The 19,259-nt window shown below is 55.0% G+C and carries 19 protein-coding genes; 9 read left to right on the forward strand and 10 right to left on the reverse strand.

Annotation, left to right across the window (positions count from 1 at the left end; translation table 11 throughout):
• The 4 genes from WCS52_15920 to WCS52_15935 all read left to right on the forward strand — a co-directional run.
• A partial coding sequence (locus tag WCS52_15920; protein ID MEI6168669.1) for a hypothetical protein occupies positions 1-281 on the forward strand: 281 nt, incomplete at its 5' end.
• Between the two features lie 83 nt (positions 282-364).
• Positions 365-565 (forward strand): hypothetical protein, encoded by a 201-nt coding sequence (locus WCS52_15925; GenBank protein ID MEI6168670.1) that lies wholly within the window; start codon positions 365-367, stop codon positions 563-565.
• Positions 565-1,323, forward strand: coding sequence for a PIG-L deacetylase family protein (locus tag WCS52_15930; protein ID MEI6168671.1), 759 nt, complete (start codon positions 565-567; stop codon positions 1,321-1,323). Before WCS52_15925 ends, WCS52_15930 begins: the two co-directional genes overlap by 1 nt.
• 16 nt (positions 1,324-1,339) lie before the next feature.
• Entirely contained in the window at positions 1,340-2,383 is a 1,044-nt protein-coding gene (locus WCS52_15935) for a hypothetical protein (protein MEI6168672.1), read from the forward strand.
• A gap of 32 nt (positions 2,384-2,415) precedes the next feature.
• Here the strand turns inward: WCS52_15935 and WCS52_15940 are convergent, their stop codons facing one another.
• Positions 2,416-3,270 carry an AraC family transcriptional regulator gene (locus tag WCS52_15940; GenBank protein ID MEI6168673.1) on the reverse strand — a complete coding sequence of 285 codons (855 nt, stop codon included), beginning with the start codon at positions 3,268-3,270 and terminating at the stop codon, positions 2,416-2,418.
• Between the two features lie 108 nt (positions 3,271-3,378).
• Here WCS52_15940 and WCS52_15945 point away from each other — a divergent pair, with 108 nt between their 5' ends.
• The 3 genes from WCS52_15945 to WCS52_15955 are packed head-to-tail and all read left to right on the forward strand — an operon-like array spanning position 3,379 to position 6,807.
• Positions 3,379-4,569: an aminotransferase class I/II-fold pyridoxal phosphate-dependent enzyme gene (locus WCS52_15945; GenBank protein ID MEI6168674.1), complete on the forward strand. Its 1,191-nt coding sequence runs from the start codon at positions 3,379-3,381 to the stop codon at positions 4,567-4,569.
• A 31-nt stretch (positions 4,570-4,600) separates the two neighbouring features.
• Entirely contained in the window at positions 4,601-5,644 is a 1,044-nt protein-coding gene (locus tag WCS52_15950) for a TIM barrel protein (GenBank protein MEI6168675.1), read from the forward strand.
• Complete coding sequence (locus tag WCS52_15955; protein ID MEI6168676.1) at positions 5,641-6,807, forward strand: Gfo/Idh/MocA family oxidoreductase; 1,167 nt, start codon at positions 5,641-5,643, stop codon at positions 6,805-6,807. Before WCS52_15950 ends, WCS52_15955 begins: the two co-directional genes overlap by 4 nt.
• On the opposite strand, the gene WCS52_15960 is transcribed toward WCS52_15955, so the two are convergent.
• Positions 6,773-8,170 (reverse strand): AAA family ATPase, encoded by a 1,398-nt coding sequence (locus tag WCS52_15960; GenBank protein MEI6168677.1) that lies wholly within the window; start codon positions 8,168-8,170, stop codon positions 6,773-6,775. The two genes, WCS52_15955 and WCS52_15960, sit on opposite strands and share 35 nt — an antisense overlap.
• A 70-nt stretch (positions 8,171-8,240) precedes the next feature.
• On the opposite strand from WCS52_15960, the gene WCS52_15965 reads away from it, so the two are divergent.
• Entirely contained in the window at positions 8,241-8,366 is a 126-nt protein-coding gene (locus WCS52_15965) for a hypothetical protein (protein ID MEI6168678.1), read from the forward strand.
• A 3-nt stretch (positions 8,367-8,369) separates the two neighbouring features.
• Here WCS52_15965 and WCS52_15970 read toward each other — a convergent pair whose 3' ends face one another.
• The 8 genes from WCS52_15970 to WCS52_16005 form a co-directional block, all read right to left on the reverse strand.
• Positions 8,370-10,595: a protein kinase gene (locus WCS52_15970; GenBank protein MEI6168679.1), complete on the reverse strand. Its 2,226-nt coding sequence runs from the start codon at positions 10,593-10,595 to the stop codon at positions 8,370-8,372.
• A gap of 28 nt (positions 10,596-10,623) precedes the next feature.
• Positions 10,624-10,812 (reverse strand): ferredoxin, encoded by a 189-nt coding sequence (locus WCS52_15975; GenBank protein MEI6168680.1) that lies wholly within the window; start codon positions 10,810-10,812, stop codon positions 10,624-10,626.
• 85 nt (positions 10,813-10,897) lie between these two features.
• Positions 10,898-11,431, reverse strand: a complete 534-nt coding sequence (locus tag WCS52_15980; GenBank protein MEI6168681.1) for a YkgJ family cysteine cluster protein — start codon at positions 11,429-11,431, stop codon at positions 10,898-10,900.
• 307 nt (positions 11,432-11,738) lie between these two features.
• Positions 11,739-12,365 carry an exonuclease domain-containing protein gene (locus WCS52_15985; protein ID MEI6168682.1) on the reverse strand — a complete coding sequence of 209 codons (627 nt, stop codon included), beginning with the start codon at positions 12,363-12,365 and terminating at the stop codon, positions 11,739-11,741.
• A 115-nt stretch (positions 12,366-12,480) separates the two neighbouring features.
• Positions 12,481-15,684: an SNF2-related protein gene (locus WCS52_15990; protein ID MEI6168683.1), complete on the reverse strand. Its 3,204-nt coding sequence runs from the start codon at positions 15,682-15,684 to the stop codon at positions 12,481-12,483.
• Positions 15,685-15,732: 48 nt separating this feature from the next.
• Positions 15,733-16,647, reverse strand: coding sequence for a 50S ribosomal protein L11 methyltransferase (prmA, locus tag WCS52_15995; GenBank protein MEI6168684.1), 915 nt, complete (start codon positions 16,645-16,647; stop codon positions 15,733-15,735).
• Complete coding sequence (rnhC, locus tag WCS52_16000) at positions 16,644-17,663, reverse strand: ribonuclease HIII (GenBank protein MEI6168685.1); 1,020 nt, start codon at positions 17,661-17,663, stop codon at positions 16,644-16,646. Before rnhC ends, prmA begins: the two co-directional genes overlap by 4 nt.
• Positions 17,664-17,923: 260 nt before the next feature.
• Positions 17,924-18,316, reverse strand: coding sequence for a hypothetical protein (locus WCS52_16005; protein ID MEI6168686.1), 393 nt, complete (start codon positions 18,314-18,316; stop codon positions 17,924-17,926).
• Positions 18,317-18,697: 381 nt separating this feature from the next.
• Here WCS52_16005 and WCS52_16010 point away from each other — a divergent pair, with 381 nt between their 5' ends.
• Positions 18,698-19,249: a four helix bundle protein gene (locus tag WCS52_16010; protein ID MEI6168687.1), complete on the forward strand. Its 552-nt coding sequence runs from the start codon at positions 18,698-18,700 to the stop codon at positions 19,247-19,249.
• Positions 19,250-19,259 lie beyond the last annotated feature (10 nt).

Genomic DNA, 19,259 nt, shown 5'->3' on the forward strand with positions numbered 1-19,259 from the left:
GAGGCAAACTGCCTGTGCTTATCCAGACCACTGCCCCGGTGATGGTCGTTCCCCGTGTTAATGCGCAGGGCCATCTCGTCAGCGTTTTCTTGCTAAATGCCTGTATCGATGCTTCCCTCTCGCTGGAACTACGTCTGCGTGGCGCTGGTGCTGCGATAACGGCGCGCTGGCTTGTTCCGGAAGGAAGAAAGGAGCATCTTACTTTGGTAAAAAGTGGAGGTGACAAACTCTTGAAGACCCCGCCGATGGCGGCTTGGTCAGTGGCCTGTGTGGCACTATGATGAATATCGCGAAATATGACAAGAATATGGAAGTCAAACCGGCCGTTCATAACGGCGCGCAGGATCGTGAACAATGCAAGACCATGCAGCGGAAACTTGTTGCCAGGCTTCAGAAAGCAGGAGATCGGCATATTTACTTTTTGGATGGGTCGTGCCTGCTTGGCAAGGATTTTTGGGAATGTTCCGTTGATGGTGTTCATCCAACCGATTTGGGGTTCTTTCGGATAGCTACCGGAATTGAGTGGGCGATCAAACGGATACTTCAGTCAAGGAAGGTGGCGTGATGAAAAAAGTTTTGGCATTTGGTTGTCATCCGGATGACATTGAATTCATGGCCGCCGGTACGCTGGCGCTATTGGCGGAGCGGGGCTATGAAGTTCATCTGGCCACCATGACAGGGGGTGAGGTCGGTTCCCCGACGCTTTCCCGCGAGGCGATCAAAGCGAAGCGCCTGGGGGAGGCGGCGGCCGCCGCCAAGGTGTTGAACGGGAAATATCATTATGCCGGTGGTTGCGATCTGGAGGTTGAGTACAACGCCTTCTATCGCCGGGCGGCCACGAAGATCATGCGCGAAGTCGATCCCGAGATTGTTTTCACGCTACCGCCAACGGATTACATGGCGGATCATGAGCTGACTTCACGGCTGGTCCGGAACGCGGCCTATATCGCGCCTGTTCCACTTTATGATTGCGGGACTGCGGCGCCCCCCACGGCCCGTGCCCCGCACCTCTATTACTGGAATGCCATCGGTCTCAAAGATATTTTCGGGCGCCCGCTACCGATGAGTCTAGGTGTTGATATCACCTCGGTCGTGGGCATGAAGGAGAAAATGCTGGCCTGCCACGAATCACAGCGTGAATGGCTGGCGGCGCTGGGGTGGGACTCCTACTTGAAGGTGATGCAGAACTGGTCACGCGAGCAGGGTTGTTTGATCGGTTGCGAATTCGGGGAGTGTTTTATCCAGCATCGCGGCGCCGGCTTCCCCCAGGACAACCGTCTGGTGGAAGTGTTGGGCGACCTTTGTTTCACTTGCAAAGCCTGAACAGGGGACGCCTGCCATGCAGATACGTAATATCATCTTCAAGGGCCGCCGGGGTTGGGAATTGGATAATGACACACTTCAACTGGTGATCCTTCAAGGGGGCGGCCATCTGGCTTCCCTGATCGTCAAGAATGGACTCCGGGTGAATCCGTTCTGGGAACCCATTTGGAAGGGGATAGACCCCTGGGGTTACAGGAAGCGCGATACGAAACGGTTTGGGAACAAGATGCTGGCCACCATCGCCGGACACAATGTTTGTGTGGGGTGGTTCGGTTCAGCGTCCCCGGAGGAAGAGCGTCAAGGGTTGGGAGCGCATGGCGAAGCCACGGTGGCACGCTGGCGTGTCATTCGAAAATCTGTGACCCGAACCGGGCTTTCCCTGGTGATTGAATGTGACCTGCCGGTCTTCCTGATGCGGTTGAGGCGGACAATCCGAATGGCCAAAGGACAAACCCGCGTCGCGGTGCGTGAGGTCCTGATCAACCGGTCTCGTCGTGACCAACCTTTTACCCTGTGCGAACATGTCACGTTCGGGCCACCATTCCTGAAGAAAGGGGTGACGCGGTTCGATATGTCGGCGACCCGGGGGCATACCTATCCCGGTTATTTTGACAAGCCGCCCCGCTTGAAATCGGACACGGCCTTTACCTGGCCGATGGGCCCTGGGGTGGATGGCAAACTGGTGGATTTGCGGGTCATGGATCGCGCCAGGAAGAGAAATGCGGATTTCTCCACCCAACTCATGGATCCTGCGGAGGAGAAAGCTTGGTTCAGTGCGTGTAATCCCGAACTTGGCTTGATGGTGACGTATCGGTGGAAGCGCGACGATTTCCCGTGGGTGGGGAACTGGGAAGAAAATTTTGCGAAGACCTATCCCCCATGGGAGGGGAAGACATTGACACGGGGGATGGAATTTACCAATACACCCTTTCCGGATGGCTTCAGGAAGGCGTTAGAGCGAGGGAAGATGCATGGGGTTCCGACATACCGTTGGATCTCCGCCCGGGGACGGGTCACCATGGGTTTTGAGATTATGATTAAACAGGACGGCCAAGCCTGATTCACTGAGGATAAGCATTCATGCCAAAACTTCTAGATGTTTTTCTGCGCTTTCATCCAGCGGAGAAACGTTGAGAGATGGGTAAACCCGAGCGCTTCTGATATCTCGGTTTTTGTGCGCCGTTCCTGAAGCATGGCGGTTACTTTCTGAAGTCGACAGTCATTTACATACTTGTGGAAAGTCTGGCCGGTTTCACGTTTAAACAATTTCAGGAAGTGGTGCTTGCTGTAGCCAGCTAAACGCGCGGCTTCGGAGAGCGGGACATCGCGCCCCGCCGTTTTCGCAACGTGATGGCGAATCGTCTTGATGACCTGACTTTGGAAATTTGATTCAGCATGGCCGTCACTGTTTTCATACCCGTATTCAACGATACGTAAGAGCAAAGATGCGAGAGCGGCAAGCAATTGCGCGCGCCGGACTGTCGCGTGTGAAGTGGCGTTCGCCAGTTTATCCCATGTGCTGGTCAAGAGGCAGGCGGCAGGATCTCCGCTGAGAACGAGTGAACTCACCAGGTTGTGTATTTTCCCCTCCCGGGTTAACAGGATTTTCGCGACCACGTCATGTTCAAAAAGCGATAGCCACAAATGGAGCATTTCCGGGCAGGAGGCTGGATAATAATTGTCATGCGATTCGTAGGAGTTGAAAAGAAAAACCGAGCCAGGCTGGCAGGGATAGATTTTGCCTTTGTAGCCATAGACCCCATTCCCTTTCAAGCTGAATAGAATCTCACGGGCGGGGTGGCTCTCAGTATGGTTACGCAGCCATTTCAGGTGAGTAGGCTGGTGGACGAAGTCCACTTCTTCGTCGAATAATGAACTAACTATCCGCCAGTTTGTTTGATTCAGGATGACAGCCAGGGAAGGGGCATCAAATAACTCATTATTCATAAAGGGAACTCCAGTAAATCGCGATAAATGTTTAGTATTCGCAATTCCTGTCTATTGTCAATATTGGCTATGCGGAGGACAATGGCATTCAACTATAGGAGATCAATTATGTATCGTGCTGGACAAAAAGAAATTGATGAGGTGTCTAAGGTTATTTTATCCAAACAGTGGTTCCGGGTTGGGGACGTCACTGCGGGCCATTTGCAGGAAGTTCAGCGTTTTGAACAGGAGTGGGCTGCGAAAATGGGTGTCCCCTATGCCCTGCTCATGAGTGGTGGCGGTACGGCGGGTTTGGTGTGCGCCTTGGCGGGACTTGGCATTGGGCCGGGTGACGAGGTGATTGTGCCCGCGTATACCTGGTTGGCGACTGCCACTTCGGTACTGACGGTTGGCGCTATTCCGGTGCTGGCAGAAGTGGATGAAACCCTGGGGCTCGATCCCGCCGACTTTGAGCGAAAGATAGGGCCTCATGTCAAGGCGGTCATTCCCGTCCACATGAGTGGTCGACCTGCTAATTTGGAGGCCATCCTGGCAATTGCCCGGAAGCGAGGGATTAAAGTGATTGAAGATTCCTGCCAGATGGATGGCGGTTCCTATAAGGGGCGGCGGACAGGGACATGGGGAGATGCCGGGGTCTATAGTTTTAACTTTTTCAAAATTATTTCGGCCGGTGGTGAAGGCGGATGCTTGGTGACGAATGACCGGCGTGTTTATGAACGCGCCTTGATCTATCATGATTCCGGCGCGGTGTTCCGCCCGAAAGCGGGAGAACTGAGCGAACCAATTTTTGTGGCCCAACAATATCGTGCGGATGAGGTTATGGGGGCCATTGCGCGTGTGCAGCTGGAACGTATGGATGGGATCATTGCTGACCTGCGCCGGAACCGTAAGGCGCTCGTCGGTGCTGTGGAGCTCCAGAACAAGGTGACGGTGGCTCCTAGCAATGACCAGGAAGGTGATTGTGGGGTGATGTTGACCCTCCAGTTCAAGGATGAGGCGATGGCTCGTACCTTTGCCTCTGCGCTAGGGGTGGGGGGGCTGGTGCTGATCGATCATCATAAGCACGTTTACACCAATTGGGGCCCATTGCGTGAAAAACGCAGTTCCCACCACCCGGATATGAATCCATTCTTTTTCCCCAAGAACATAGGGTTAAGGGCTGATTATAGCGATACGGCCTGTCCGCGCACGTTGGACATACTGCGCCGGACGGTATATGTGTCCGTCGATCCGGATTGGACTGACGAACAAGTTACAGCGAAATACGAAGCAATAAAGAGAGCAACTCAGGCTCTTTAATTTCTAAAAACAAACAGAAAGGGTGGGTTTTATGCAGGGAACTTTCAGATTTTCGTTCGGGCCGTGGAACATTCATGAAGGCGCGGATCCGTTTGGCCCGCAGGTGCGCGGCAGTTTGCCGTTTGCCAAAAAACTGGACTACTATAAGAAACTCGGGTTTGACGGGGTTCAATTCCACGATGACGATGTAGTGCCAAACATGAACGAGCTGACGCCTGCCGCCATCATCACCGAGGCAGGCAAAGTCAAGACGCTGCTCGACCAGCATGGTCTTGTACCCGAGTTTGTCGCCCCCCGGTTATGGGAGGATGCGCGGACAACGGATGGGGGATACACCTCCAACAGTGCCGCAGAGCGCCAGTTTGCCCTCGACCGATCCCTGCGCACAATTGATATCGCCCGGGCCCTAGGCACGAAGAACATCGTCCTCTGGCTCGCCCGGGAAGGAACCTACATCCGGGAATCCAAGGATTCCGTCACCTCCGCCTTGCGCATTGCCGAGGCGGTTCAGAAAATGCTCGACTATGATAAGACCATTCGCGTGATGATCGAGTCGAAGCCCAATGAGCCCATGGATCATACCTATATCCCGACCATTGGCCATGCGATCGGACTTGGGTTGCTAACGAATGATCCCGCCCGGGTCGGTTGCCTGATTGAGAGTGCCCACGCCATCCTGGCCGGGCTCGATCCTTCCGATGAAATGGGCTATGCGCTGGCACATAAGAAGTTGTGGAGCGTTCACCTGAACGACCAGAACGGCTTGAAGTTTGACCAGGACAAGACCTTTGGGTCGGTCGATTTACGCCGCGCCTTCAATCAGGTTCGTATCCTCGACCGCCATGGGTTCGGGAATAACGGCGAGTGGGTCGGTCTGGATGTCAAGGCGATGCGAACCCAGAAAGTTCCCGCCGTCAGCCATCTGTCCAATAGCCGGGAGATCTTCATGAATCTGCTTGAGGTGTCGCGCTCACTGGACGAGAAGCAGATCGAGGCCTTAATTGCAGAGCGGGATTATGAAGGGTTGGACCTGCTGATTATGCAGTCCCTGCTTGGGAAAAGAGGCCGGAAATGATTAACGTCGGGGTGATTGGAACCGGTTATATCGGCCCGATCCATCTGGAGGCCCTGCGCCGGGTGGAAGGGGTCCGGATCAAGTCGGTCTGCGACATTAATCTGGAATTGGCCCGGCAGGCTGCCCGGAAATACGACATTCCTAATGCCTATGATAACCCCGAGAGTATCTTGAATGACGCCGGGATCGACGTCATCCATAATTGCACGCCGAACAAGTTCCATTACCCCATCAATAAGCTGGCATTGGAACGGGGTAAGCATGTGCTGTCGGAGAAACCGTTGGCCATGAACCTCTCTGAAGCGGCGGAATTGGTGGAGCTCGCGGAGAAGAAGGGGTTGGTGAATGGCGTCAATTTCTGTTACCGCTACTATCCCGTGGTTCAGGAAATGGCGGTCAGGGTGAGGCGTGGTGACCTGGGGACCGTGCGGATGGTCAGCGGCTCCTATTATCAGGACTGGCTCTCCCGTGCGATCGATTATTCCTGGCGTCTGGAACGCTCTGAAAGCGGGGACTCGAACATCACGGCCGATCTGGGCAGTCATTGGTTTGATCTGGTCCAGTTCGTTACCGGACTTTCCGTGGAACAGGTAATGGCCGATTTCGCCTCGATCATTCCCAAGCGGCAAAAGCCCCGCAAACAGGTGTTGGCCTTTGCCCAGGCGGCTGATTCGGCAACTGAAGAAGTTAACGTCGAATTGGAAGACTACTCGGCCACCTTGTTCCGTCTTTCGAATGGGGCACCGGGTTCGTTTTCCACCTGTGAGGCCTGTGCCGGCCGCAAATCGGACACGGAGTTCCAGATTTATGGCAGCGAATGTTCCATGGCCTGGAACCATAAACATTCGACGGAACTGTGGATTGGCCACCGGGAAAAGCCCAACGAGATCCTGACCGAAGCGCCAGCCTTGCTGGACAAAAGTATCGCGCGGTACGCGACACTGCCGGGCGGGCATCCGCTGGGGTATCACGATGCGGAAGTGAATCTCTTCAGGGATTTCTACAATGCCGTTAAAGGCGATCCGCTGGTGTCGCCTGTTTCCCGTCCGGATTTCAAGACCGGCTATGACGAGATGAAAATATTGGCGGCCCTAGTCGAGAGCAATCGGACGCGGCAGTGGAAGAAGATCAACTCTCGGATGTCGGCAAACACAGGGGTTTAAGGAAATCAACATTAGCATAGTCAAGTTTCTCAATGAGATAGAAGGGGAGATTAAGGATCTGACTGTTGTAAGTTCTCCCGTCCGGCATTTTGCCGAGAGCCTTAACCAGCGAAGGCCTTTCCGAGCAGATCTTGATCGCGAAATGGAGGCCTTTTTCAATAGTGAATTGATGGAGGGAGCGAAGGTTACCAGTCTTCCCGGCTTTCACTTCAACGGGAATGATTTGAGATCCAAGGGCAATCACATAATCCACCTCGGCATTGGATGAAGGTTTTTCACGCAGCCAGTAGTGAAGTTCCGGCTGCTTGTACAACTCCTGTCTATACAGAAGCTGCTGCCCGACAAACTGTTCGCAGATCTGCCCCGAGTTCACCATCATGAGCGCCGCCGCGCTTTTGATGTCGGTCATGGACAGTCCGCACGCGCTCAGTAACAGGCCGACATCAAGAAAAAGAGGTTTGAACGTATTTCTATCGGTCTCGGCCCCCAGCGGAATGCCATTGCATGAAGAATGATATACCAGGTGGCATACCCGGGCCAACGCCAGCATCTGCAGGGCGCGAGACAGGTCCCTGGCCCGGATGTCCCGGGAGATGTTTACATACTTGACCTTTCGTCCGACAAGGTTCGGGAGTGCTTCATAGACCGTGAGGAGGTGTTGTAGATTGACCCTCTCGCCGTATTTGCTGAAATCATCCTTGTAGGTGGCGAGGATGGTGTTCTTGATAAAGTCGCATTCCCGATATGATTGGCGTTGTGCAAAAGCGCTTACGCTCTCGGGCATTCCTCCCACCACGATATAGGAGACCAGCAAATCGGAAAATTTGTTGTGTAAGGGTTCCGGGATGTCGTCTCCGATTTTGAATCCTTTGATAAAGGCGCAGGACTGTTCATGTCCTGTGGCGAGGAGAAATTCGGAGAAACTCATCGGGCCGAGATGCAGATATTCAATTCTGCCCACCGGCATGGAGAAGTCATGCTGTTCCAGAGTGAAATCCAGGAGTGAACCAGCGGCGATGACGTGAAGGGCGGGGAGTTTCTCGTAGAAATATCGAAACTTTGCGAGCAGATGGGGGGCTGCTTGAATTTCATCAATGAACAGAAGGGTGTTTTCCGGCTCAAGTGTTGTTTCAAAGTGGAGTTCGAGCAGACGCAGAGTTTCCATTGGATCTGGCTTGTCAAAGTATGGGACAACGCGCAGGTCTTCATCGAGATTGACTTCGACGAACGTCTTAAATTCAAGTTTTGCAAAGTCCCTGACCAGATGAGACTTGCCGACCTGGCGTGCGCCGCGAATGATAAGAGGCTTTCGATTGCTCCTTGTCTTCCATTCTTTCAGGTATTCCATGGCATAACGATACATCGTAGGCCTCCTTTAATTGGCGTAAATATATCGCAATACCGTATCCAATGCAATTGAAAAGGTTTATACTATGGATAATAAAAGCATTGTAGTGGTTATTATTATGGGTAATAATATTTCGCTCTGTTTCAACCCGGTGCATGTAGCTCTGGGGGCCAAAGAAGCCATTTGGGGACAGGAGAAAAAAGACGGGTGATGGCTACCGTGTCTCGAAAATGGTGGGATCCCAGTGGTTGGCGTATTGCTCCAAAGGGACTTTAAATAACGTGTGGGCCTGCAGCCAGTAAACGGGCTGATAAATGGTGCGCAGCGTGTCCCGGGTGGTGACTGACGCAGGGGGGCCGCTCAGCATCAAGTGGAATACGGGGCCGATGCTGAACACATAGAGGGTGGCGGCGACCGCGGTGCCGATCGCCCATACCCTGGCCGTGCGGTGCCGCTGGTCCTTCCGGATCTGGCCGAGGAGGCGGCGTGCGGGGAGTGAGTCCTGTTTGAACCGGTCGAGTACGTCCCGAGTGGTGCGTTCGGCCGATTTCAAGTCACCCTTTCTCAGGGCATCTTCAGCTCGTGTCAGAAGCCTGTCCATCTGTTCGTTCTGGCGTTTGGCTTTTTCCGCCAGGGCATCGGCGGGTGACGGGTCTGTGGAGAGCCCATTCAGTTCTGCACAGATTTTAAGGCATCCGTCATAGTCCTGAGCTTGCAGTGCCAGTGTGGCCGACTGGACGAGGCGTTCGATGGATTGGCGAATGCGGTCCAGTTCCGATTTCAATTGGCTGATATCGGAGGCGAGGGCGGTGACGGCCTTGGCGTAGGAGCCCGGTTCAACGTCCGGTTGACGGCTGTCGTGGATCAGTGCCCCTTTGAGTGAGGGAAACTGGGATTCCAATTGGCCGAGGGAGAGGAGCCGGTTTTCAATATCCGTGAGCTGGGTCCGCGCCTGGCCGGGCTGTTTCTCAATGATCATCTGCCGGGTCTGCTCCAGCTCCGTTCTGAGCGCGATAATCTTGCGCTCGGCGATACGCCAAGGGAGTTCGCCGCGCAGGTCCCTGTATTCGGGCCCATCATCGAGTACGCCGTATTCATTAAGGCGTTCTCGTACTTCTTCGTAATTCTGCTGGTCGAGACTTGTGGTGATGGCCTGGGTCAATTCATCCTTGCGTTTGAGCGCCCAGGTGGCGGTTTCACCTAATTCAAGGATTTCTTTTAGTAATTCCTTGCCTTTGGCGCCTCGGGGCTGGAACCGGTTGGCCGCCTCCACGGCGTCCTGGATACGCGCGAAATCCTTCTGGCGCCGGTAGTCGCGTAACCGGCTGATCAGGGCCCGCATATCCTCGAAGGCCTTGATGTCGGTGGAGCATTGGCCGCAGAAACGGACGCCTACCCGGCTTTCGCCGGCGCATTCCGGGCAACTTTCCAGGCCATCCCAGTTGCAGTGGGTGCAATACCGGCTGTCCACCGGGTTAAGGGCGTTGCACCATTTGCAGCGCCACATGCCGGGATCGGTGAGGGGCGACAGGAAATCGCCCGCCGACTGGGCCAGGACGTCGGCAAAGTCCTTGGCAGAGGGCCAGCGTTGGGCGGGATCCTGCTCCATCGCCTTCAGGATAATGGGACGCAGGCAATCCGGCACCCGGCTGTCCCGGAAGAAACGGGGGTTTTCGCCCGTCAGGCAGAAATACAGGATACCGCCGAGGCTGTAGACATCGGACCGTTCGTCCGCGATGGCCGGATTGGTTTCCTGCTCGGGGGCCGAGTAGCCGAGGGAGAGCATGCGGGTACTGGTCATTGTCAGTTTGGCGGCCTCGGAGGTCGTCTGGCGGGCGATGCCGAAATCCACGATGCGGGGTTCGCCGTGGTCATCGAGGAGGACATTGGAGGGTTTAAGGTCGCGGTGAATGACGCCGCGGCGATGGGCATATTCGATGGCGGTGCAGAGCTTTTTGACGAGGATGACGGAGACGCGCAGGGAGAGGGGGGCTTCGTTCTGTTCCAGTTTCTGCTCCAGATTAAGGGAGAGGGGCGGCCAGTCGGGGGCGGGCGGTTTGCCCGGACCGGCCACGTATTCCATGACAATCTGGGGATCGGGGCGGGTGATGTCGAAATCGTACAGTTTGACAATGTAGATGTGATTGAGGGAGGCGATCAGCTGCGCCTCACGGAGGAAGCGGTCACGCATGGAGCCATCGGTCAGGAAGGCTGGACTGAGTCGCTTGATGGCGACGAAGCGTCCGAGTTTGATATCTTTGGCTAGGAAGACCGTGCTCATCCCGCCCCGCCCGATCTCGCTGAGGATCTGGTAAGGGGCGATCTCGCGGGGTGGAACAGGGGTACCGGAGACGGTGTGGCTCAGGTCAAGGAGGGTAGGAGTGTCCCTGCCTGCGGGAGGGGGGCGCGGGGGGGCGGTATCGAGTTGGGTTGAGCTCACTCCGGTTTCCATTTTAAGGGGGTGGGGGCTATTCCTGAATCGTGATGGCCGTCACCGGACACGATTCGGCGGCTTCCCGGCAGGAGGAGGCGGCTTCAATCGGAACACTCGTCCCTTTCACGATGGCGATGTCGCCATCCATTTCAAAAACCTCGGGACAGACGGTGGCGCAAAGCCCACATCCAATACACGTGGTGGCATCTATAATAGCTTTCATGGGGAAATCTCCTGTTGAATTTTACGTACCAGTATCTTTGGCTCGCAGGCGGTGATCTGTCAAGTCGGACTTGACCCCAGTGATTTCATTGCGCCGCAGGACGGATGCGGCGGGCGAGGGTGTTTTTGAGGGCTTCGTAGGTGTTGAACACGATTGGACAGCAATCGTAGTTTTCAACGGATTGGCGGACCCTGAAAACGAAGCCACGCCGGTGAAGATGCGGGTAGGACCGGCAATCGCGGGGCCGGACCTCATAGACCGAGCAGTGGTTCTTTTTGAGAAAGGGACACGGCCGTTTTTGGAAGATCAGAACTTGCTTTTTATTCTGTACCAGGGTGCTGAGGTAACGGGAGGTGAATGCCGTCAAGGTCAGGCCGAGATGACGGGCTAGCCGTTTGGCATCGGCCATCGTCACGGTGGGATTGAGTTTGCGGCAGCAATTGGCGCAATCGGTGCAGTCCACTTTCCGGGAAACCTCCCCGTAGGCCTTTTCAACGGCCTGATCAATGGCTTTGATGGAGAAGGGGAGCTCCCTGACATACATTCGGAAATCGTCATTTTCCTCCTGCCTGAGTTTCCCCAACCGCTTGATCGTTTTAAGGTCAGTAATCATTTTCATATTCGAATACTTATCCGCATTCAAAGAGGTTTTACCACCCGCTTCGCTAGAGGTCACAGAGACACAGAGAATACGAAGAAAATGTGGCGGGATTTTTAATTCTGGACTACCAGAATGAAAAATCCCGCCACGGTTCCTTGGAGCAATACAAAGAGAAAGAGGAGGTTTTGGATAACTCCTCCCTCTCTACTAATTCCTTCAAGAAACCGTGGCGTTTATTTTGGCCATGTGTACACGCATGGCCGGAATAAACGCCACATTTGCGTTTTCTTCTCTGTGCCTCTGTGACCTCTAGCGAAGCGGGTGGTTAATTCTTTCTTTCTGGTTTCAAAAAATTTTGTCGGTAGAAATTCAGTTCGGCAATGGAGCACATGACGTCATAGAGGGCATCGTGGCGTTTGGCCTGCTTGGGCAGGGTCCAGCCGGGCAGATAGTCCTGCATTAGATCAATGTTTTCCTTCGCGAACTCCGGGCCGAGTTTGGCGTCCAACCAGAGGATTTTAAGGGAGCTGACGTCAAGAATCCGGTAATGAAGCCGCGACAGGAATTGAGGCAGAACGCGCTGGGCGAACCACCAGTCCGCATGGATGGTATTACCTGCCAGAATGGGGCGGTCTTTGAGCTTTGCCGCCATGGGGCCCACCAGGGCGTCAATCGTGGCGGCCAGGAGCCGGTCAACGTCCGCTACGGTAGGGGCGGTTTCTGAGCGGGCCTGGGCGACAATCTCCGGGCATTCTTTGGCGACAAAATCGCTGACCGGTGTTCCCGGGGGGAGCCGGACGGCCGTGACAAGATCCTGTTCCGGCGCGGCGATCCGCCGCCCCTGCATATCGGTGATGACCATGGCGACTTGCAGCAGGTGCGCCTGCTCCAGTTCCAAAGTTGAATACTCGGTGTCAAACCAGACGAGAGTGGGTCCTGTTGTTGTGCTCATAAGTTCCTTTGTTTCGTAATCGTAATCTTAATCCTAATCTTAATCAATCTGCGCTGTACTGGCTATGAGCGTTAATCAATAGAGATTATGATTAAGATTACGATTAAGATAAAAATTACAGGGTCAGGAGATCCTGGATATCGGTCCAGGTCATGGAGGTGAAGGCGGTTTCACCGGTGGCCAGGGTGGCATCGATAATGGCTTTTTTCCGGCGCTGTAATTCGAGCACCTTTTCTTCGACAGTGCCCTTGGTAATCAGCTTAACGCTATAAACGGTGCGTTTCTGGCCGATACGATGGGCCCGATCAGTGGCCTGGTTTTCCACAGCGGGATTCCACCAGGGGTCGAAATGGATCACCATGTCGGCTCCGGTCAGGTTCAGTCCCACGCCACCGGCCTTCAGACTGATCAGGAATACCGGGATCTTATGGTCGGTATTGAACTTGTGCACCACGCTCATGCGGTCTTTGGTGGCGCCATCCAGGTAGCAATAGGGGATTTGCTTATGATCCATCTGGGCGCGCAGAATGGTGAGCATGGAAACGAACTGGCTGAAGACCAACACGCGGTGTCCGCCATCCAGCGCCTCATCCAACAATTCGAAGAATAGATCCATTTTGGCCGACGGGGCCTCGACCTTGAGCCCCTCCATTTTGAGCAGGTCGAGGTGGCAGCAGACCTGGCGCAAGCGCAGCAGGGTCTTGAGCACTTCCATTCGCGATTTCTGGAAGCCCTGTTTGGCCACCAGATCAGTCAGCTTGTTGCGTGAGCTGTCAATCAACTGCTTGTAGACGGCCTTCTGGTCGGCACTGAGCGTACAAGAGGCGATGCGCTCAATGCGTGGGGGCAGATCCTTGGCCACGTCGACTTTCAGGCGGCGCATGAGAAAGGGCTGGAGCTTGCGGCGGAGCCGGGCCTGGGCGGCCTCTCCCTCCGGTCCGCCCCCGGCAATCGGCAGTTCGCAGTTATGCCGGAAACTGTCATGACTGCCCAGGTAATGCGGCATCAGGAAATCCATGATGGACCACAAATCCGACACGCTGTTCTCGATGGGCGTTCCGGTGAGCACCACCTTATGGAAAGCCTTCATCTCCTTGGCCACAATGGCGTTTTGCGTGGACCGGTTTTTGATGTGCTGGGCTTCATCCAGCACCAGCACCCCGAATTCATGTTCCAGATAATGCTCTGAATCACGGCGGAGCAAGGCATAGGAGGTGACCACCAGATTGGCGCGCGGGAGTTCCGCCCATTTGGCATGCCGGTCGCTGCCGGACAGGGTGAGCACCTTCAGGGAGGGGACAAAGCGCTGGGCTTCTTCCGCCCAGTTGCCCACGAGGCTGGTGGGGCACACAATCAGGCAGGGCTTGCCGCGGACGGCCGGATGATAGCGTTCCATCTGAAGCCAGACCAGGGTCTGGAGGGTTTTGCCCAAGCCCATTTCATCGGCCAGAATCCCCCCAAAGGTGTTGGTCTCGAGGAAGCGCAGCCAGCTGACCCCCTCCTTCTGGTACGGGCGGAGAATGGCATCCAGACCGGGCGGGATCTCGGCAGGTTCATAGGCGATGCCCTGGGATTGCCGTTCCGCCTGATTCCGCCAGGCCAGCGGGGCCTCCACGTCGACCCCATCGAGGGCGTCCAGTGAGTTTTTCACATACGAGGCGTAAACAGACGGCATGCGGAAGACGCCCGGCTGGGAGCTTTCGCCACTGGAGCAATCCCGGAAGACCTCGATCATGCCCTCGATCGCCTCGGCATCCAGCATGATGGTCCGGCCACTGTGGTCGACAAAGGAGTCGCCCTTGCGCAGGGCGCGCTGAATTTCGGCGGAGGTCAGGCGATTGCCGGTGCCGTCTTCAAAATCAAACCCGACCTCAAACCAGCCGGACTGTTCATCCTTGTAATTAATATGCACGACCGGCGTGGCAAATTCGGCCTCTTCCATGAAGCCGCCGACCCGGCCCTCCAGTTCGACCTTCCAGCCTTTACGGCGGAGGGCAGGGACATGACTGCCGAGGAAGTTCAAGACTTCCCGGCACCCGACCACGGGGGTGAAGGCGTCGCCGACTTCCCCCACAAAGCCGTAGGGGGCCAGGAACTCGGTGGCCTTTCGTTCGGCCTCCAGGTTCCGGACCAGATAGCGCAGAAAGTCGTTCGGATCGGGAATGGCAAAATGCCCCTGGGGATCTTTTTTGACGGACACCAGTTTGTAACCGTTATATTCGGCATAGAGGGTGCCGGCGAGAGAGGCCGGGCTTCCCTTGATGACGAAGCGGAATTTCGGCTGGGCTGGCTCAATGGGAAAGAGATCCAGCGACAGGTCGCTTTCCACCCTCATGAAGCCCGATAACATCGGTAACTCCGCCTGCATGAAGCGGGGGACGGAGGTGCGGGGAATGATGACCGGTTCCACATAAATGGAGCGGATGGGGTCTGGCAGGACCTGTTCCAACGGCCAGAAATGGTTGGCCCCGAAGACCCAGCCATGCCGGCCCGCCACCACATACAGGGGGATTTCGGTGGCCTGGCGGAAGGGAATCTCCGTGTGAAGCATCAGGATCAGCTCCCCGTTATCATGATCGAGATCGAGATGCAGGAAGGAGGTCAGTTTCGTGGCGGCCACCGTGATCGGCAAGGGATTCTGTTCCTCTTCAATCTGGAGGCCTTGCAGGAGTTGCAACAGGGAAACGAAATCCTGGGGTCTGAGATCAATCTCGCTTTTGGCCGGACCTTCGCAGATGTCCTCGAGCACGAAGAGCACCGACTCATCCTTCTGGTTGAGGCCAAGACTCGTGGCCGCGGGAATGTCGCTGAGAGGAATGACCTGCTCGCCGATCAGGGCATCGCACCGGATCGGGATCCGATGGTTCAGCACCTCGCGACGCCAGCCGCTCTTGAGGGTCAGCCGGATATGCGCGTCCATACTGCCCGCGGTCCCATTGCGGGTGCGTTTGACATAAGCCGCCTCATTGAACCGTGCAATGCGCTCTGCGCGGCGGAGTTCCTCCAGCCGCTTGGCCTCAAGTTCAGGGTTATTGGAGCGCCGGATCAGTTCCAGGCACAACGCCACCACATGGGCGCAGATGATGCCCCGCTCCTTGCTGTCACGGCAGGGGCAGTGATTTTCGGCCGAGCCATCCTGCAGGATGCGTACCGAGGTCTTCAAGGGGCGGTTGCTCCACAGGACCGTGCCGGTGACGAACGGCTCTTCATAGGCCACATCCTGGACCAGGCCACGCTCCGTCAGCGCCTTGGCTTCCTGAAAGACGCGCAAGCCCGCCCAGTTAACCAGGATTTTATGTGTGACAGGTGCGCGGGTCATGGGGAGTGAAGAGTTGCGAGTTAAGAGTTACGAGTTGAAAGTTGAGCGTTAAACGGGGGGAGTTCGTTTCATGCTTAGGGTGGTCCATTCGCCCCGTTGAATGTGTTCTACAAGTGTCATGTGTTGAGTTTCGAAGGCGGCCTGGACATCTGCGGCCTGGGGATTGAGAATGCCTGACAGAATGATGCGGGACCCCGGGGCGGGGGCTAAAAAGGAGACGAGGACTGCGGCGTTGGCAATCAGTACCGGGGCGAGAATATTGGCCACCACGATGTCGCAGGCGCCTTCCAGCCCCGCCTCGGCCACGTCCCCCGTCATAAACCGGATCTGATCGGCCACTCCGTTCAGTTCGGCGTTTTCCCGGGCGATGCGGACGGCCAGCGGATCATTGTCCAGGGCGGTCAGCCGGGTGTAGGCCAGTTTGGCGGCGGCAATGGTCAGGATGCCCGATCCGCACCCCAGATCGGCGAACGTCGCCCCGGGATGGGTGGCGGCCAGTTGGTCGATCATTTCCAGACAGCCGCGGGTGGTGCCGTGCTGGCCGGTGCCGAAGCTCATGCCGGGATCGATTTCAACCACGATATCGCCCGGAGGCGCGGGACAGGGCTCCCAGGAGGGTTTGATCCAGATCCGGTCCGAGACTTTTTCGGTATGGAAAAATTTCTTCCAGGCCTCCGCCCAGTCTTCTACGGGGAGCTCGCGAATCGAGCAGGTCAGGGGATCCTGGCCCTTGTGAGATTGAAGAAACGCGGTCATGGCGTCCAGGCGATGAGCGGCTTCGGCTTGGGTGGCGCAGAAATATTCGATAATGGCCAGATCCCGGTCGGCATCAAACCAGGCGGTACATTGATCATCCCCGCCCTCGACCGAGTAATCATCGTAAAGTTCGGCAAGCCGGCCGGAGGTTTCCAGTCGGGCGACATAGAGGAGGGGGAACGAGGGCTTGGAGGCGGGGCTTGTCATTCTGGATTCTGACTCCTGGATTCTGACTTCTTCTTTTGAAACCGGTTGTAGGGTTTGGATTGCGCCGCGCCATCGGCCCCGAGCACGGCGCGGGTTTCATTCACCCGGGCCAGCACGCTGTCGGTCGTTTTGAAATGGCACTTGGCCGTATCCAATAGCACTTTTGGGGAATGTTTCTTAATCAGCTCCACCGCAGCCACTTGCACCAGATCAGAGGCCCCTTTCGGGAGTTTGACCCCGTATTGTTCGCCGAGGCGTTGAATGCCCAGCACAAAGGCCTCCCGGGCCAGGATGGAGGCGGCGGCGACGGCCAGATCCGCTTCCGCCCGGTGCATCTGAACCAGTTCGATTTTTTTACCCTTGTTCATCAGGGCGCGCAGGACCACTTCCTTGCTGCCGAACTGATCCGAGATCGCGCGCGGGCAGGTGGGGATTTTTTCCAGCATGTTTTCGATGGCGCGGGCATGGCCCCAGGCCAGCATGGCATTGACGCTGCGCATTTTGGCATAAAGTTGGTTGTATTTGCCCGGTCCGATATGGATCAGCGTAAAGCGATCCCCGAGCAGTTTGCGGATTTCACGGGCCAACTCCAGGATACGCTTGTCGGTGGAGATTTTCTTGCTGTCCTTGACGCCGAGCTCGCGCATTTTCTCAATGATCGGTTGGTCGGTATAGGCGCTGGCAATGACCATGGGGCCGAAGAAATCGCCTTTTCCGCTTTCATCCACACCGATATGCGGGGCGAGGGCCTCAGGGTTGAGCACATCCTCATAGCCGACCTGGGCGGTCATCAATACAAAGGGTTCGAGGGTAAAGGTGACGAAATCCTGGGCACCCTTGCCCTGGACGCACACTTTGCCAGACGTATAGAGCACAATCCGGCAATGGTCCCCGTCCACGGCGATAATGGAATAGGGGACGGTGGCCCGCTTAAAATTACCCCCTTCAAGGAGCATAATCAGGGCGGCCTGCTGGATCTCAGACAACTCAAATGTGAATGAATTTCGTGGTTCCATAAACGTTCAGTTATACCGATGATCACCCAATAAACAAAGTAAATTTTCAGAATTTCGTCACCAAGACATATAAACAGAAATGCATATTATATGACGTAAAATGAGAAAAGATGAAAAGGGAGACATATGTGAAGGCGGGGGAGTTCAGGCTAAATATACCATTACATCGGTCAAGACCGTAGTAAGGCTAGTTGGATAGTTGAACAGGGGTGAAGGGGTATTGACCGAAGGCTAATGGGGCTCATTAATCACAATTGTGGCTATTTCTTCGAATTAGTCCAACTTGCTATTAATTTTTCAGGATGTTCCTTTCCTTCCTGATATTCAACAGTAATACTAGTTGCCCCTTTGGTAATTGTAAATTTGTCCTCATCAACTTTTAGTACCGTGAGACTGTCCCATTTTGTGTCTGACTTCAGCCCCCAACAGTCATTAGGCGTGACTTCGCCCTCCCCGTCTTTGTCTTTTGTTATAATCTTTGCCCCGTCAACTTTTAGAAAGGCGTTGTCATACATCCCTTGTCCCTTGGCGTTCCAACTCAGTGCGTCTTGCCTAGTGAGTGTGGCGGTTCCTTCAAAGGGCGTAATAAGTTGAAATGACGACACATTGGCAGGAATTAGGTGAAGCAGAATTAATAAAGCGATTCCGTACATTGGTTATTCCTTATCCTAATAGTTAGCGGTTGTTCAGGCAACCTATCAAGGGGTGTTAGAATACCGCAAGCCCAAACCCTGAAATTCAATGCAAAAATATAATTAAGTTTTTCAATTTGTGGATATTGGCGTAAGGCGATGGATATTAATGCCTTATGCTATTTCGTAACCATGACATATAAGTGTTCAATTATATCAAATTTATCGGGTGAGGCAAAAGAAAATAGTACGGGTACGCCTGCGGATACGCTGAGGCGATATGAGATATGAGATTTCAGACTTGAGATAGGGGAAAGGGTGATATAGATTTAATCATTGATAGTAAATAACTAATACTATTTAATCTGTCAAATCCGAGATCTCAAATGAAAGAGGAGGAGCGTGAGATATAAAAATTTCGAAGAGGTGCCGGTCTGGCAGGCAGGGATTGAGCTGACCGCGCAGGTATTCAGGCTGACGGATGACAAGGATTTCCGTTTTAAAGGCGATATTGCCAACCAGATTCAGCGAGCCGCCCTGTCAGTGCCTAACAATATCGCCGAGGGGTTTGAGCGGGGTACCACCCCTGAGCTGATCACGTTTCTCTATTACGCCAAGGGGTCTGCGGGCGAAGTCCGGTCCATTTGCCATGTGATTGATCATCTTCCCTATTTCAACCATCTGAAATCTCAAATCTCAGATTTGAAATCTTTATCAACCTCCGTCTCCCGGCAACTTTCAGCCTGGGCGACTTCCCTGCAGGAAGGGGACATTAGAGGACCTCGCTATCTCACCGAACAATCGAAAGAAAGTTACCAGCAAAAACAACGCGCCTCTGCATTTACAGAGAAACTCAAACGTGACCAGGAGTCGCTGCTAGTGCGGTTAAAGGCGCAGCGAGACAGGGCCCCGTTGAGTGATGGCGGCCTTATTCCGCGCGAACCGGGGCTGTGAATGGCGTCCC

The sequence above is a fragment of the bacterium genome, assembly GCA_037128595.1.
Classification (GTDB): Bacteria; Verrucomicrobiota; Kiritimatiellia; order CAIKKV01; family CAITUY01; genus JAABPW01.